Source organism: Telluria sp. AC161 (assembly GCF_979258535.1).
The window spans coordinates 5,003,365-5,018,389 of the sequence record NZ_OZ409861.1 but is presented as its reverse complement, the minus strand read 5'-3'; the positions used below and the strand labels follow the sequence as shown (position 1 = coordinate 5,018,389).

General features: G+C 67.7%; 13 protein-coding genes. 6 read left to right on the top strand and 7 right to left on the bottom strand.

From position 1 onward, the window contains the following. Window positions 1–7: 7 nt before the first annotated feature. The 5 genes from ACZ0AJ_RS22335 to ACZ0AJ_RS22315 form a co-directional block, all read right to left on the bottom strand. A complete protein-coding gene (locus ACZ0AJ_RS22335; RefSeq protein WP_183553974.1) occupies window positions 8–733 on the bottom strand; it encodes a hypothetical protein in 726 nt (241 codons plus the stop codon). Beyond that, on the bottom strand, window positions 730–2,109 hold the full coding sequence (locus ACZ0AJ_RS22330) for a hypothetical protein (protein ID WP_183553976.1): 1,380 nt from the start codon (window positions 2,107–2,109) through the stop codon (window positions 730–732). The genes ACZ0AJ_RS22335 and ACZ0AJ_RS22330 overlap by 4 nt, the downstream gene beginning before the upstream one ends. Before the next feature lie 169 nt (window positions 2,110–2,278). Next, a complete protein-coding gene (locus ACZ0AJ_RS22325) occupies window positions 2,279–3,025 on the bottom strand; it encodes a DUF3108 domain-containing protein (protein WP_499456560.1) in 747 nt (248 codons plus the stop codon). Between the two features lie 7 nt (window positions 3,026–3,032). Next, window positions 3,033–4,166 carry a DUF3108 domain-containing protein gene (locus ACZ0AJ_RS22320; protein ID WP_499456559.1) on the bottom strand — a complete coding sequence of 378 codons (1,134 nt, stop codon included), beginning with the start codon at window positions 4,164–4,166 and terminating at the stop codon, window positions 3,033–3,035. 45 nt (window positions 4,167–4,211) lie between these two features. Next, complete coding sequence (locus tag ACZ0AJ_RS22315) at window positions 4,212–5,009, bottom strand: IclR family transcriptional regulator domain-containing protein (RefSeq protein ID WP_499456557.1); 798 nt, start codon at window positions 5,007–5,009, stop codon at window positions 4,212–4,214. Between the two features lie 173 nt (window positions 5,010–5,182). On the opposite strand from ACZ0AJ_RS22315, the gene ACZ0AJ_RS22310 reads away from it, so the two are divergent. From ACZ0AJ_RS22310 to ACZ0AJ_RS22285, 6 genes are all read left to right on the top strand, one after another. Further along, complete coding sequence (locus tag ACZ0AJ_RS22310; RefSeq protein ID WP_499456556.1) at window positions 5,183–5,860, top strand: 3-oxoacid CoA-transferase subunit A; 678 nt, start codon at window positions 5,183–5,185, stop codon at window positions 5,858–5,860. Next, window positions 5,848–6,531, top strand: a complete 684-nt coding sequence (locus ACZ0AJ_RS22305; RefSeq protein ID WP_499456555.1) for a 3-oxoacid CoA-transferase subunit B — start codon at window positions 5,848–5,850, stop codon at window positions 6,529–6,531. The genes ACZ0AJ_RS22310 and ACZ0AJ_RS22305 overlap by 13 nt, the downstream gene beginning before the upstream one ends. Window positions 6,532–6,620: 89 nt before the next feature. Next, a complete protein-coding gene (locus ACZ0AJ_RS22300; RefSeq protein WP_499456554.1) occupies window positions 6,621–7,349 on the top strand; it encodes an SDR family NAD(P)-dependent oxidoreductase in 729 nt (242 codons plus the stop codon). 85 nt (window positions 7,350–7,434) lie between these two features. Next, complete coding sequence (locus ACZ0AJ_RS22295; protein WP_499456552.1) at window positions 7,435–8,433, top strand: Bug family tripartite tricarboxylate transporter substrate binding protein; 999 nt, start codon at window positions 7,435–7,437, stop codon at window positions 8,431–8,433. A 76-nt stretch (window positions 8,434–8,509) separates the two neighbouring features. Beyond that, window positions 8,510–9,160, top strand: coding sequence for a PhaM family polyhydroxyalkanoate granule multifunctional regulatory protein (locus tag ACZ0AJ_RS22290; protein ID WP_499456550.1), 651 nt, complete (start codon window positions 8,510–8,512; stop codon window positions 9,158–9,160). Window positions 9,161–9,284: 124 nt separating this feature from the next. Continuing rightward, window positions 9,285–12,431 (top strand): patatin-like phospholipase family protein, encoded by a 3,147-nt coding sequence (locus tag ACZ0AJ_RS22285; RefSeq protein WP_499456548.1) that lies wholly within the window; start codon window positions 9,285–9,287, stop codon window positions 12,429–12,431. Here ACZ0AJ_RS22285 and ACZ0AJ_RS22280 read toward each other — a convergent pair. Both ACZ0AJ_RS22280 and ACZ0AJ_RS22275 read right to left on the bottom strand, forming a co-directional pair. Beyond that, entirely contained in the window at window positions 12,428–14,236 is a 1,809-nt protein-coding gene (locus tag ACZ0AJ_RS22280) for a tetratricopeptide repeat protein (RefSeq protein WP_499456547.1), read from the bottom strand. The two genes, ACZ0AJ_RS22285 and ACZ0AJ_RS22280, sit on opposite strands and share 4 nt — an antisense overlap. After that, window positions 14,233–14,934, bottom strand: a complete 702-nt coding sequence (locus tag ACZ0AJ_RS22275; protein WP_499456545.1) for a sensor histidine kinase — start codon at window positions 14,932–14,934, stop codon at window positions 14,233–14,235. The genes ACZ0AJ_RS22280 and ACZ0AJ_RS22275 overlap by 4 nt, the downstream gene beginning before the upstream one ends. Window positions 14,935–15,025: the final 91 nt, after the last annotated feature.

Genomic DNA, 15,025 nt, shown 5'->3' with positions numbered 1-15,025 from the left:
GGCTATCTCAATTCGGGGTGTCAGGGACATCAAGGGCGCCGTCGGGCGCCAGGGCATCGTTGGCGGCGTCGGCATCGACCGGGGCCACGCGGCGCGGCGCGGCCGCCAGTGGCGCGCGCTTGAACACTTCGGACAGCGCGCCGTTGATGATGCGTTCCTTGAGCACGTCGGTGTCCATCATCAGGTCGAGCAGCGGGCCTTCCAGGATCACGTCGCCGCGGCGTTCTATAAAGCCCAGTTTCGACAGCACGCCCAGGTTCATGTCCATGCGCGTCTTCTTGCCCAGCTTGTCGCCGAAGTCCGACAGCAGCGCCGTGTACGAAATGCCGATCGAGGTGTCTTCGGCGCGCGGGATCGACAACTCCTTCTCGAACATGTCGTTCTGGTCGTCGTCGATCGTCGTGTGGGTTTCCTGGCGCTCGCGCTTGGGCAGGATGATCTGCGCCCACAGCACGACGAGCAGCGCCACGCCATCGCGCGTCAGGCCAAAGTTATTGTTCTGCCAGATGTCCTTGGCCCCGAAGATCTTCGGCTCGACGTTGCGGTGCAGGGCCACGGTGACGTGGTCGGCATACACGTTATCGAGCAGCTTCAGGCCCGATTCGAGCAGGCGCTTGTCGACCTCGGCGCGGAACTGGTCGTCCGACAGCGCGCGCTTGACCATCTTGTCGTCGCGGCGCAGGGTCTGGTGCGTCAGCAGGCGCGCGATCAGGATTTGTGCATCGTCATTCATGGGGCAGGCTGTCCATCAGGAGTGGGATCGGCATTCAGTGAAAGGGTCGCGACCGACATGGCCGCCACTTCCGGGTCGTTCAGCTGGACCATCTCGTCGAGCGAAACGAACGTGAGCGGCAGGCGCGCCAGTTCGGCCGTCGCTCCCTGCAGGCTCGCTTCGGATGCGTCGCCCAGCAGCGGCAGCAGCGACGCGCGGTACGAGGCCAGCGCGAACGTGGCCGGCAGCAGCGATTCGTGCAGCTGCACCCGGCGCGGGCCGACACTCGAAAATTCGGGGAAGTTGCCCAGGTTGGCAAAGTCGGCCAGCTTGTTGATCCAGTCGTTCAGCTCGAGCTGCATGGCCGGATTGTCGTTGACCGTCAGCGGCGCATCCTGACCGCTCGGCAGGCCTTTCGGGCCGGTCGAGATGATGCGCTCGGCCAGCAGTTCGGTCTCGGCCACGTCGATCATCTCGGCCGGGGTACCGAACAGCGGCGTGACCGGGCGGTCGATCGCGCCGGCGGCCAGGCTCGCCAGGTCGTCGTGCGCCAGCAGCCAGCGCTTCACGTCGGTGGTCGACAGGCCCGACTGGCCCAGGTGCACGCGCTGGCGCTCGATCTGGTTCAGCGCGCGCGAGAACATGCCCTGCATGTTCAGCAGTGCGCTCTGGGCGCGGCCGATTGCCTGCGCCGCGCGGTGCGTGGCGGCGTCGGCCCGTTCGTCGGACGTGATCGCGCGCAGGATGACCGAGCCCTTCTCGACCCAGTCGCAGGCCATGTGCCACTTTGCCTGCGAGGTGCGCAGGCGAAACTCGGAGCCGGACGCGATCGCATCGCGAAATTCCTCGGTCAGTTCGACCAGGCGGCCCAGCAGGTGTTTCAGCTGGTCGACGGTGACGCCGCCCACGGCCTGGGCCCCGGCCACCTGCGACAGCAAAAAGCCCATCTCGGCTTCGTCGCCTTCCGGCTTGCCCAGCGCCAGCAGGGTTTCCAGCGCGGACAGCACGTTGCGGGCCAGCGGCGTGATGCGGTAGACGGCCGCCGGGGCGTCCCAGGCCAGCAGGCCGTGGCCACGCAGGCGGTTGAGCACCGTTTCCAGGCTTTCGGGGACGAGATAGGCCAGCTTCTGGTTGATGTCGGCGCGCGAGAAGGCGGACGTGGACGCATCGCCGGCGAGTTCGCGCAGGACGAGCAGACGCACCAGCACACCGTCCTGCGTGCCGTGGAACAGGGCCGTGAAGGCCGACAGCATTGGCTGGGCACGCTTGAGGTGGAAGACTTGCTCGATTTCGTCGGGAGCAATGCCATCCTGGAAGTGTACCTGCAGCGGATCAAGTTCCTGCGCTGTCGTCGAGGCGTCGGCAGCGTGCGCCGCGCCGGCTTGGGGGTCGATCATCGTGTTAATAACCAGTCTCGTGCGCGGCCGAGACGGGTCTGCATTGCATTTGTTACCACAGACCCGGCCAGCTTCGCGGGGGCGTCAGTATAACAGTTAAGACTGGGCAATTCCGGAATGGCTGCCTGCCAGGGCAGCCTCTGCAACACCACTGCGGCTCAGGTCAGGCTCAAGACTTGGTCACGCTCTTGAGCGTCTGCTCGATGGTTTCCCTGTCGCCTTCGGTGAAGCGGATCTTGACCGGATAGTACTCGTGCGCCGGCGCCAGCCAGACGTCGACGCTCTGGTCGCGGCTGCCTTTCAAGGCGGCGCGCGTGACCAGAATCGCGTCGACTTCGCCCAGGCCCGTTTTGACTTTTTCGCTCCGCACGACCTTGAAGGTCCAGGTCTCGGCGCTGCTGCGCCCCGCCACGAAGAACGGCCACTCGGAGCCCGGCTTGAACTTGTCGCCAGCGGCGCGCGCCACGGCGGCCAGTTGCCAGGTGACCGACACGCGGTCCTGCTCCCCGCCCTTGAGCGGATAGGTCTTCTCGCCTTCCGAGAACCGCATCGTCTTGGCGGCGCGGTCGAACGTGATCGAGGTGGGGTCCTTGCGCATGCGCTTTTCGGAAAACTCGGTCGGCGCCAGGCCGTAGGCGTCGATGACGCCCTGGCTGCGGTTGTCGAGCAGCGTGCCCAGGATCGCCACGCGCGATTCGAAGCGCACGTCGTATTTGCCGTCGCCGGCGCGCCAGGTAACAGTAGCGTCGCCTTTCAGGGCCAGGCCCTTCTGGCGCGCGGCCAGGTCGTAGGCCAGATCGGCCGATGGCGGCAATTCGAACGCGCGCTTGACGGCCTGATGGGCGGGCTGGGCGGACGCGCCACCCAGTGCGAAGGTCAGCGCCAGGGCTGCACCGATGTGTCGAATGTTGTTCATAGGCATATCAAGATCCTGAATGGTCCAAGACGATATTATTCACTGTTTGCGTGGTTACTGCTCCGTTGGGCTCGCTATTGCGAATCCGCACCGGATACCAGCCATGCGCCGGAGCCAGCCAGATGTCCAGGCGTGACTTGTACGAGCCCGGCTGCGGCGGGCGCGTCAGGTGCCAGGTTTGCAGTGTGCCGAGTTTGGTATCGATCGCTTCCTGCCCCACCACCGTGAAGCGGTAGATCGCCGCATCGCGGTCTTCACCAACGAAAATATCGATGGCGCCGGTGAGCTGCTTCGGGTCGCCGCGCGCGATCGCCGCCAGTTGCAGCGGGATGCTGGCCTTGTCCTGGGCGCCGGCCGGCAATTGGTGCGTCGCTTCCGATGCCGAAAACGTGATCACGCCCTTGCCCCAGTTGAAATGGGTGGCCGTCATGGCGCGGCCGCGCCGCTTTTCCGTCATCGTGATCGGCGCGAAGCCCGTTGCGGCCACTGCCCCCTCGCTCTTTAATACCACCAGATTGACCCGCGCGAACACGACGCGGATGCCCGCTTCGATCTGGATGCGGTAGCTGTCCGCGTTCAGTTGCCAGGCCAGCAGCGCCTCGCCCGACCACTCGGTGCCATCGGCATCGGTGCGCGTGACGTCGAGCGTGATCTTCGCGGGCGGCGGCATGTCGATGACGTAGCGGCGCGCTTCCGGTGCTGCCGGTGGCGGCGGTGGTGGCGGCGCCGCTGCCGGCGTGGACGCTGGCGGCACCGGCGGGGCTGGCGCCGCGGGCGTGGGCTCGGCTGCCGGCGTGGCCGGCGCTGTGCCCGCACCGGCCCCGGAAGGCGCCGTCTCGGTCACCGGCGTGATGTCCCCTGGCCGGTCGGGCACCGCAATCTCCACCGGCACCGGCGGCATCCGGGGCAGTGGCGGCGGACTGGCCTCGGGCACCGGCACCGATTCGGGCGCAGGCTCTGGCGCAGGGGCGGGCAGCAGTTGAGCCACCAGCGTCACAGGCGCGCCACCTGGCGTGGCCGCCGGCGGCAGGACCGGGCTGACGTGCCCCAGCTCGGTCAGGACGATCCAGTGCAGCAGCACGACCAGCACCACAGGCAGCAGCCGGTGGCGACGGGGAAGAAGAATCGGTGCGGATGGCATGACGCTAGTGTAGCGCGGGCGCCGGAATGGACACGGGTGCCGGGATCAGGGCAACAGGATCGACAGCTCTTGCGCGCTCGCGCGCAGGACCGGCAGGAACTCTTCTTCCATCTTGCGCCGCGACACCCGCGCCGCGTGCGCCCCGATGTTCAGCGCCGCCAGCACATTGCCCGAGGCGCCACGCACCGGGACCGAGATCGAGCGCAGGCCGACTTCCAGCTCTTCTTCGACCAGCACGTAGCCGGCGGTGCGCACATCCGCCAGGATGGCCCTGAGCCGCTCGGGATTGACCACCGTGCGCTCGGTCATGGCCTTGAGCGGCACGCGCGCCAGGTAGTCGTCCAGGTCCGGCGCCGGCAGATGCGCCAGCAGCATGCGGCCCAGCGCCGTGCAGTACGCCGGCAGGCGGCTGCCGGTGGTCAGCGACACCGACATGATGCGCGAGGCGGCCGAGCGCCCCACGTACAGCACTTCGTCGTCCTGCAGCACGCCGAGCGAGCACGATTCGTTCAGGCTGCGGCTGACCTGGTTCAGGTAGGGGTGGGCCGAGACCGTGAGCGGCGTCGACGACAGGTATGAGTAACCGAGCGACAGCACCTTGGGCTTGAGCGAAAACTGATTGCCGTCCGCGCTGGCATAACCCAGCGCGATCAGCGTGTGCAGGCAGCGCCGCACTGACGCGCGCGGGATCGCCGTGCGGTGACTGATCTGGGCAATGGTCAGGCTGCGGCGCTGGTCGCTGAACGCCTGCAGCACCGCCAGCCCGCGCGCCAGCGACAGCATGAAATTCGGGTCGCTGGCGATGGGGTCCGCTGGCAGTTCAGTCTCGTGTGGCGTGCTCATGGTGCTCCTTGGCAATGACGTGATAAACCGTTCGGCAATCGAACACATTCCACCGAGCTGTCTTGCGCCGCGGGCCAGCACCCTCCTACACTCGGTTCATCTGTTCAGTGATCAGACATTAGGGCGATTATCGAACAGTGTCAACGCGCGTTGCGCTGGAAAGGACCTGCACCATGATCGACAAGATTTCCCCGTCGGTGGCCGCGGCGGTGGCCGACATCCCCGATGGCGCGACCATCCTGATCGGTGGCTTCGGCACCGCCGGCATGCCGGCCGCCCTGATCGACGCACTGATCGCCCAAGGGGCGCGCGACCTCGTCATCGTCAACAACAATGCCGGCAACGGCGACACGGGCCTGGCGGCGCTGCTCAAGGCACGCCGCGTGCGCAAGATCATCTGCTCGTTCCCGCGCCAGGCCGATTCGCACGTGTTCGACGCGCTGTACCGGGCCGGCGAGATCGAGCTCGAACTCACACCGCAGGGCAATCTGGCCGAGCGCATCCGCGCCGCCGGCGCTGGCATCGGCGGCTTTTTTTCGCCCACCGGCTACGGCACCGATCTGGCAGCCGGCAAGGAAACGCGCCTCATCGACGGCCGCCACTATGTGCTCGAATCGCCCATCCACGCCGACTTCGCACTGATCAAGGCTTTCCACGGCGACCGCTGGGGCAACCTGGTGTACCGCAAGACCGCGCGCAACTTCGGCCCAATCATGGCGATGGCCGCGCGCTGCACCATCGCTCAGGTCACCCGCGTGGTCGAACTGGGCGAACTCGATCCGGAAGCCATCGTCACGCCCGGCATTTTTGTGCAGCGTGTCGTACAGGGAGATGCCGCATGCAACGCTTGAGCCGCGACCAGATCGCCGCGCGCGTCGCGCGTGACATTCCCGAAGGCGCTTACGTGAACCTGGGGATCGGCCTGCCGACGCTGGTCGGTGCGCACCTGCCCCCGGACCGCGAGATTTTTCTGCACAGCGAGAACGGCCTGCTCGGCATGGGCCCGCCGCCCGCCCCTGGCGACGAAGACGAAGACCTGATCAACGCCGGCAAGCAGCCGGTGACGCTGCTGGCCGGCGGCAGCTACTTCCACCATGCCGATTCGTTCGCGATGATGCGCGGCGGGCACCTCGACATCTGCGTGCTCGGCGCGTTCCAGGTGTCCGTGCAGGGCGACCTGGCCAACTGGCATACCGGTGCGCCGGATGCGATTCCGGCCGTGGGCGGCGCGATGGACCTGGCCATCGGCGCCAAGCGCGTGTTCGTCATGATGGAGCACCAGACGCGCGACGGCGTTAGCAAGATCGTCGAGCGCTGCACCTATCCGCTCACGGGCCTCGCGTGCGTGAGCCGCATCTATACCGACCTGGCCGTGCTCGATGTGACGCCCGCTGGCCTGGCGGTGCGTGACATCGTCGACGGCCTGTCGTTCGCCGAACTCGAACACATCACCGGGCTGGCCTTGACGGATGCGACGCAGGCGCGCGCCGGCGACCTCCCCCCAATCACCCAACGCGTCTGACCACGAAGGAGAAGCCCGCCCTACCCTGGTTTGTCAAGCAGCCGGCGCCCGACGCCAGGCGCTTTCCTATAAAAATACAAGGAGACAATATGCATCGACAAGACGTGACCCTGGTCACCGGCGGCAGCGCCGGCATTGGCCGGGCCATCTGCGAAACGCTGATCGAGCAAGGCCGCACGGTCGTCAATCTCGACTACCGCCAGCCCGACTGGCGGCATGACCGGCTCGTGTCGTTCCAGGCCGACCTGACGCGCCAGAACGAGACCCGCATGATCGCGCAGCAGATCGCGGCCGCCTACAACGTGACGGCGCTGGTCAACAATGCGGGCGCCACCCGCCCCGGTACCATCGACACGGCCACGATGGAGGATCTCGACCATGTCGTGGACCTGCATCTGAAAGCCGCCATCCTGCTGGTCCAGGCCTTCCTGCCGGCGCTGCGCGCGTCGGGACAGGGCCGCGTCGTCAATATCGCCTCGCGCGCGGCGCTGGGCAAGGCCGAGCGCATCGTGTACGCCGCCACCAAGGCCGGCCTGATCGGCCTGACGCGCACGCTGGCGCTCGAACTGGGCGGCGACGGCATCACCGTCAATGCCGTGGCGCCGGGGCCGATCGCGACCGAGCTTTTCCACAACAGCAATCCCGACGGTGCACCACAGACCCGGCGCATCATCGACAGCATCGTGGTGGGCCGCCTCGGCACGCCGGCCGACGTGGCGCGCGCCGCCGCCTTTTTCCTGTCGCCCGACAACGGTTTCGTCACCGGCCAGGTGCTGTATGTGTGTGGCGGCACCACGCTGGGCGTGGCCCCGGTCTGATTCGATCCGCAACAAGGCCTGGCTGCCGTCCGCGCGTATGCCCGGTCCATTTCGCCGCATCCGTTGTCCTTATTGGAGACACATCATGTCACGCACCTTTTTGTCGACCCGCCGTACCCTCACCCTCGCCGCTGCGTCGGCCCTCGGCCTGCTGGCCCTGACGCCGCTGGCGGCGCAGGCCCAGGCCTTCCCCACCAAGGCCATCACGATCATCGTCCCGTTCTCGGCCGGCGGCACGACCGACATCCTGGCACGCGTGCTGGGGCAATTCATCAGCAAGGACCTTGGCCAGCCGGTCATCATCGACAACCGCGCGGGCGCAGGCGGCAATATCGGCACCCAGCTCGTGGCGCGCGCCGCGCCCGACGGCCACACGATCCTCATGGGCACGGTCGGCACCCATGCCATCAACCAGAGCCTGTACCCGAAACTGGCGTTCGACCCGATCAAGGATTTCGCCCCGCTCACGCGCGTGGCCCTGGTGCCGAACCTGCTGGTGGCCAATCCGGCGCAGCCGTTCAAGACCGTCAAGGAGTTGATGGCGTATGCCAAGGCGAACCCAGGCAAGGTCACGTTCGGCTCGTCGGGCAGCGGCACGTCGATCCACCTGTCCGGCGAATTGTTCAAGCAGATGGCCGGGGTCGACATCCAGCACGTGGCCTACAAGGGCAGTGCGCCGGCCGTCAATGACCTGCTGGGCAACCACATCGCGATCATGTTCGACAATATGCCGTCGGCGATCGGCCACGTCAAAGCCGGCAAGCTGCGCCCCCTGGCCGTCACCACGGCGCAGCGCTCGCCGGCACTGCCCGACGTGCCGACAATCGCCGAAGCCGGCGTGCCTGGCTACGAAGCCACATCGTGGTTCGGCCTGCTGGCGCCGGCCAGGACGCCGGCCCCGGTCGTGGCAAAGCTGAACGCGTCGATCCTCAAGGCGCTGGCCGACCCCGACGTCAAGAAAAAGCTGCTGGAGCAAGGCGCCGAACCAGCTGGCGAGACGCCGGCGCAGTTCGCGGCCTTCATCGCCAGCGAGACGGTCAAGTGGGGCAAGATCGTCAAGCAGTCCGGCGCGACAGCGCAGTAAGCAGCCGTGGTGCACGGGGCGTGGTCCGCCCCGGCGTTATCTGCTACGCTAGCCGCACCACCACAGGAGACGCCACATGCTCAAGCCGCCCATGCCAGGAATGACCGACACCCTCGAATTCGTCAAGAACCTGTGGGGCGGCATGCAGATCCCCGGCACCATGCCGGGCATGCCGCCGCTGCCCGGCGCGGGCATGTCGGTGGAAGACCTCGACAAGAAGATCGCCGACCTGAAGGCAGTCGAAGCCTGGCTCACGCTCAACCAGAACATGTTGCACGGTACGATCCAGGCCCTGGAAATCCAGCGCGGCACGCTGGCCACGCTCAAGGCGATGGGCGACAGCATGGCCCAGGCGATGGGCCAGACGAAGGTCGGCGAGTCGACAGTTGCGCCGTTCGCGCAGTTCTTTGCCCAGATGGCGCAGACGGCAACGCCGGCCCCGACGCCGCCAACCCCAACACCAACGCCGCCACCGCCACCAGCGCCCGATGCCGCGCAGGTCGCACCCGATGCCGCGGGCGCCGCCATGCCGGCCGCCGTGGCGTGGTGGAACCTGTTGCAGGATCAGTTCCGTCACGCCGTGGCCAGTACCATACCGGCCGAAGGCGCGGCGGCTGCCGATGACGCCCATGCCGCCGACGCTCCCCCTGCTGCGCCTGATGCACCATCGGAAGAACCCGCCGCGCGTGCCCGGCGCAACGGCCGCAGCAAGACCGACAAGACCTGACACCAGCGCTGCAGGGATGCCTTGAGGTGTCCCATTGACGGTGCTGGTAGCGCACGCGCATGAACCGTGCTGAACTGACCGGGCGGCCACCCTTCCCGGCCGCTCAGTTCAGCCGGAGCGCCCCATGCTACCCAGTGACCTGTCCCACCTGACACCATCGCAGGTCGACGACCTGCGCCGCAAGCTGGCCGCCGCCGGCTGCCAGCCGCCCCCCAACCCCGGCACGATCAGCGAACTGCACGATGCATTCGCGCTGCTGCGCCGCCGGCACGGCCTGGCGCCGTCCAATGCCATCGATGCGGACACCCTGCGCTGCCTGGACCTCGACGCCGGCCTGCTGTTCGGCGAAGTGCTGCGCGACGAACTCGATCTGCTGCGGCCTGCCAGTAGCGAAGTGCTCGACGCCGGCGTGCCGCCCGACCGCGCACGCCTGCGCGCCCGCGCCCACGGCGGCATGCTCACCGGCCTGGCCCTGTCCGGCGGCGGCGTACGCAGCGCCACATTCGGGCTGGGCGCCCTGCAGGCACTGGCGCGCTGCCGCCTGCTGGGCCGGATCGATTACCTGTCCACCGTGTCCGGCGGCGGTTTTGTCGGCGGCTGGCTGGCGCGCTGCCTGCACGCGCATGGCAATGACATCCACCAGCTCGAAACGGTGCTCGCGCCGCCCGCCGGCAGCGGCGAGGCGCCCGAGCTGCGCTTCCTGCGCCAGTACAGCAACTACCTGTCGCCGCAGGGCGGCATGTTCAGCGCCGACACCTGGACCCTGCTCGGCATCTATGTGCGCAACACGGGCCTGAACCTGACGATGCTGGTGGCCTGGTTGTGCGCCCTGCTGCTGCTGCCGCGCTTTGCCGTCTGGGGCGTGCACCGGGTCGTGGGACCTGGCGGGCCATGGGCGCACCTGGGCGACGTCGCCTGGATCGCAGGCGTGCTGCTGTTCCTGTTTGCGGTGTTCTGCATCGCGCTGTCGATTTCCAGCAAGCCGGCAAGTTCGCGTGGCCGGCGCCGCTTTCCGCTGTCGCAGGGCGCCGTCCTGTGGTGCATCAACCTGCCGCTGCTGCTGGCGGGCTTTCTCGGCAGTCTCGCCGTATGGCGCCACGGGGGCGCGACGCCGGCGACACTGCTGCCGCCACAACTGGCCGACCGGCCCCAGTGGCTGCTGGCGCCCGGCGTGGTCTATTTTATTGTCTGGGCCTGCGGCTGGTACCTGGCGCACGACCGCGCCAGTTCGTACCGGGGCGCGGGCTACACCGTCTGCGGCGCCGGTGGCCTGGCGGTGCTGCTGGTCGTGCTCGACGCCACGCGCACCTTCGCACCGGCGATGCTGGCGTGGCTGCCGGACGGCGGTGCGCAGCTGTCGTGGTGGCTGTGCGGCTTTATCGCGCTGATGCTGCTGCTTGCGCTCTGGCTGGTCATGTACACGCGCCTGCGCGCCGCCCCGCCGCTGCGCGACCTGACGCGCGCGGAGCTGGGCGAAGGCCTGTCGCACTTCGCCTGCGCGATGGGCGCGCTCACGCTGGGCACCATGCTGCTGCTGTGCGCGCTGGCGCTGCTACCGGCGCCGGATGCGCATCCGCTGGTCAACAACGCGATTGCGCTGGCCACCTTCGGCATGCCAGCGATGATGGCGCTGTTTGCCGTCACGATGAACCTGATGATCGGCCTGGTCGGCCGCCAGTACAGCGACGCGAGCCGTGAATGGTGGAGCCGCCAGGGCGCATGGACGGCGATCTTCGCGCTCGGCTGGCTGGCCGTGCACGGCGTGTGCTTCTTCTTTGCGCCGCTGCTGCACTGGGCCTGGCTCACCTACGCGCCGTGGTCCAACCTGGGCACGCTGGTCGGCTGGCTGGCAATGACCGCCTTCGGCCTGAAAGCCGGCAGCGGCGGCGCCACCGGCGCCCGCGCCGCGCGTGACCCGAAGCTCGAGCTGGTGGCGCGCCTGGCGCCGTACGTCTTTACGATCGGGATCTTCGCGCTGCTCGGCAGCCTGGTGCAGCTGACGGTGGCGCGCCCGCACCTGGACTGCCCGGGTGCGACGCTCGCCTGCGTATTTCAGGCGCACGCCGCCGCCACGCTGGCCACCCGGGGCAGCACGCTGCTGCTGGCCTTTGCCTGCTTTCTCGGGGCCGCGCTGGTACTCGGCTGGCGCGTCGACATCAACAAGTTTTCGCTCTACATGCTGTACCGGAACCGCGTCGTGCGCGCCTGGTTCGGCGCTGCCAACCGCGCGCGCCGGCCGCACCCGTTCACCGGCTTCGATCCGGGCGACGACATGCTGCTCGCCGAGCTCAAAAACGCGCGCCCCTACCCGATCGTCAACACCGCGCTGAACCTGGTGGATGGCGAAGAACTGGCATGGCAGACGCGGCGCACTGCGTCGTTCGCGTTCACGCCGCGCTGGTGCGGCTATGAGCAAGCGGGGCCTGGGGGTACCGGTTGCTATCGCCCCACCGCCGCCTACGCCGCGCACGCGGGCGTCGGGCTGGACGACGACGCCGGCGTTCGGCTCGGGATGGCGGTGGCGTTGTCGGGCGCCGCGGCCAGTCCGCACATGGGCGCACACTGGTCGGCGCCGCTGAATTTCCTGATGACGATGTTCAATGTGCGCCTGGGGCGCTGGTGCCCGAATCCGGCGCGCCCGACCTGGACCAGTTCATCCCCGCCCATTGGCCTCTTCAGCCTGTTGGCCGAGCTGTTTGGCCAGCTCGATGCCGACGCCGGCTACGTGCACCTGAGCGATGGCGGCCACTTCGACAATCTGGGCATCTACGAACTGGTACGGCGCCGCTGCCGTCTGGTGATCGCGGTGGACGTCGGCAGCGACCGCGAACACGCCTTCGAAGATCTGGGCAACGCGATCCGGCGCTGCGCCACCGAGCTGCACGTGCAGATCGATCTGGATGTGGCGCGCCTTGCCATCGCACCGGCCAGCGGCATGTGCAGCGCCAGCTGCGCCGCCGGGAGCATCCGCTACAGCCAGGCCGACGGCGCTGCCGGCGACGGCGTCATCCTGTACCTCAAGCCGGCCATCATCGGGACTGAAAACGCCGACCTGCTCAATTACCGCAAGCTGCACCCCGACTACCCGCACGAGAGCCTGGCCGACGGCTGGTTCGATGAGGCGCGCTTCGAGAGTTATCGCGCGCTGGGCGAACACGTGCTGGCGGGCGCGCTGGGGGGCGCAGCGCAGGCGGCAACGCAGGCCGATGGCGGCTGTGATCTTGAAACGCTGTGCGCGGAATTACTGCGCAGGCACGGGCCGGCGCGCTAAGAGAAGCGGTTGCTGTGCGTTGGCCTGGCCACCGGAGCTGGTTCGGGCGACACATCGGCCACGGCTTCTTTTTGGTCGGCCGCATCCACGGGTGCAGGCGCAGCCGCCGGATCGACCTTTGGCTGCAAACCACGCAACTGCTCCATCAGCTGCGCGAAGCGCTGCTGCCCCGGCTGCAGCTTGTCGACGTGTTCGAGCACCATGCGCGCCTCGACGTCGAGTTCTTCGTCATAGCCTTCCTGCTGCATGTGCGAGATCGAAATCTGCACGGCGTTGAACAGCACCCGCACATTGTCCGGCACCCGTTCGCGCGCCATGCGCATCCACTTGACGGCGTCGGGCAGCTTCCCGCTCTTCCACAGCACGACACCCTGGTTCATCAGGTCCACCGCTTCCTTGCGCGCGGCGCGGATGATGGCGGCGCCCTCTTCGCTCAGGCGCGCCTTGTCGAAGATCGCCTGGACCTCGTCCTGCAGCAGGTTGTTGTCGTGGTTGTTGCGCACCACGTGGGCCAGCACCTCGCCCGGCGTGTCCTTCACGCCCACCGCAAACAGCAGGATCGCCATCTCGATGCAGATCGCCGTGCCGGGGCGCTTCGGGTCCTCGCCCAGCATCGCTTCGAGCTCGTCGCCGGCGCGGCGCGCGTTGCGGTAGTCGCCGCTCTCGTGGTGGATCAGGCCTTCCGTGATCTTGGCGCGCAGCGCCATGTCGTCGTAGTCGCCGCCGAAGTCGCGCTGGGCCAGTTGCAGCAGTTGCAGCGCATCCTTGGTATTGTTTTTCAGGCCGCACACGCGCGCCAGCCCAAGGTAGGCATCGGGCGTCTTGCGGATCGAGTATTCCCCGATCACCAGGCACTTGCGAAACGCCTTTTCGGCCAGCACCACGTTGCCCAGCTTGAGCGCGGCCTGGCCCAAGTTGCGCTGGCGCGGCACCGAGTTGGGCGAGAGCTTGGCCGCGCGTTCCAGGATCGCGGCCGCTTCGTCGTGCCGGCCCAGGCCCTGGTAGGCCTGCGCCAGCTGGTCGTAGGCGTCGATGTAGTGGCGGTTCTCGGCGATCACGGTCTGGAACATCTGGCGCGCCTGCTCGAAGTCGCCATCGGCCAGGCGGATCTTGCCCAGGCCCGCGCGGGCCCAGTGGTATTCGCGCTGACCCAGCACCTGCTCGTACACGGCGCGCGCCAGCGCAGGCTGGCCGCTGCGCTCGAGCATGCGCGCCTTCATGCGCAGCAGCTCGATCACGTGCACGCGGTTGGCCGCGATCTGCTCGTCGCACAGGGTTGCGGCGCGCAGGTAATCCTTTTCCATGAACGCCTGGTCGATCAGACGGAAGATCTGCTTGCGGCGCCACACGCGGTTCAGGCGCGACAGCAACACGCCTTCGGTGATCGGCTTGACCAGGTAGGCGTCCGGCTGGTGCTCGGCCGCGCCCATCACCGATTCGACGCTTTTTTCGGCCGAGACCATCACGAACACGCTCGACGGCAGCAGCAACTGGCGGATGCGCGCTTCTTCCAGCACCTGCTGGCCGTTCTTGCCCTCGCCCAGGTTGTAATCGCACAGCACGACGTCGTAGCGCGTCTTGGTCAGGAGGCTCATGGCTTCGCCGCCGCTCGAGGCCTGGTCGATATTGCGCGCGCCCAGGCTGCGCAGGCTTTCGCGCAGCAGCTGGCGGATCCCGGCGAAGTCGTCGACGATCAGGTAGTGCTTGCCGGCCCAGTCGATCTGCTCAAGGACCTTGGGCAGCGCCGGCGTGGGCGCGGCCGGCGGTGTGGCGGGTGTCTGCACCAGCGCAGCAGGCATGGTCATGGCAGCGTCAGGATGAAGCAGCCGCCGCCCAGCTGGCCGCCGTTCTCGAGCCGCACGGCGCCATGGCGCCCGCGATGGTGGTGCATGCGCGCCACCTCGCTCGAAAAATACAGGCCCAGGCCCGCGCTGTTGGTGGCGAAGTTGACGCCGATGTCGCCGCTCGCGGGTGCGCCGGCCGCCAGCAGGGCTGGCGGAAAACCGGCGCCATTGTCTTCCACCCGGATTTCTAACTGGCCATCGACCTCGCGCGCCGCCAGCAGGATGCGGTCGCGCGTGTAGTGCAGCGCGTTGTTGACTGCATGCGACACAACACCGACGATCAGGTCTTCGTCGACGTGGGCAATCAGGTCAGAGTCGATATCGAGTTCGAGCCGGATGCCGCGCGAGTCGAGCAGCACGCGCGAGAGCGCCACGACCTGCTCGACGACCTGCCCCACTTCGAGCGGCTGCGCATCGAACGGGTAGCCAGGCTTGCCGACCTGCTTGTAGAGCGCGAGGAGTTGCATCAGATTGTCGTTCAGGCGGCGCGTCTGGTACAGCATCTGCCCCATCTGGCCATAGGCTTTCTCGGTTTCGGGCGTGGCACCGTCGAGCAGCCGCTCGAGCGTGCCGGACAGCACGCTGATCGAGTTCTTCATGTCGTGGGCAGTCACCGCGAGAAACAGGAACAGCTCGGGCGAATGTGGTGCATCTTCCATCGCGGACCAGCCTCCTTCGGCGGTTATCAGTTGCTACCGGTAAATTATACCGGCTCGACCAGCACAGTCTGGACGCGATTGCCCCGGATGA

Bases quoted from the DNA above. Each gene is read 5' to 3' on its own strand.
- ACZ0AJ_RS22300 (WP_499456554.1), top strand. From the start codon at position 6,621: ATGCATCGACAAGACGTGACCCTGGTCACCGGCGGCAGCGCCGGCATT.
- ACZ0AJ_RS22335 (WP_183553974.1), bottom strand. From the start codon at position 733: ATGAATGACGATGCACAAATCCTGATCGCGCGCCTGCTGACGCACCAG.
- ACZ0AJ_RS22315 (WP_499456557.1), bottom strand. From the start codon at position 5,009: ATGAGCACGCCACACGAGACTGAACTGCCAGCGGACCCCATCGCCAGC.
- ACZ0AJ_RS22330 (WP_183553976.1), bottom strand. From the start codon at position 2,109: ATGATCGACCCCCAAGCCGGCGCGGCGCACGCTGCCGACGCCTCGACG.
- ACZ0AJ_RS22280 (WP_499456547.1), bottom strand. From the start codon at position 14,236: ATGACCATGCCTGCTGCGCTGGTGCAGACACCCGCCACACCGCCGGCC.
- ACZ0AJ_RS22305 (WP_499456555.1), top strand. From the start codon at position 5,848: ATGCAACGCTTGAGCCGCGACCAGATCGCCGCGCGCGTCGCGCGTGAC.
- ACZ0AJ_RS22310 (WP_499456556.1), top strand. From the start codon at position 5,183: ATGATCGACAAGATTTCCCCGTCGGTGGCCGCGGCGGTGGCCGACATC.
- ACZ0AJ_RS22285 (WP_499456548.1), top strand. From the start codon at position 9,285: ATGCTACCCAGTGACCTGTCCCACCTGACACCATCGCAGGTCGACGAC.
- ACZ0AJ_RS22275 (WP_499456545.1), bottom strand. From the start codon at position 14,934: ATGGAAGATGCACCACATTCGCCCGAGCTGTTCCTGTTTCTCGCGGTG.
- ACZ0AJ_RS22290 (WP_499456550.1), top strand. From the start codon at position 8,510: ATGCTCAAGCCGCCCATGCCAGGAATGACCGACACCCTCGAATTCGTC.
- ACZ0AJ_RS22295 (WP_499456552.1), top strand. From the start codon at position 7,435: ATGTCACGCACCTTTTTGTCGACCCGCCGTACCCTCACCCTCGCCGCT.
- ACZ0AJ_RS22325 (WP_499456560.1), bottom strand. From the start codon at position 3,025: ATGAACAACATTCGACACATCGGTGCAGCCCTGGCGCTGACCTTCGCA.
- ACZ0AJ_RS22320 (WP_499456559.1), bottom strand. From the start codon at position 4,166: ATGCCATCCGCACCGATTCTTCTTCCCCGTCGCCACCGGCTGCTGCCT.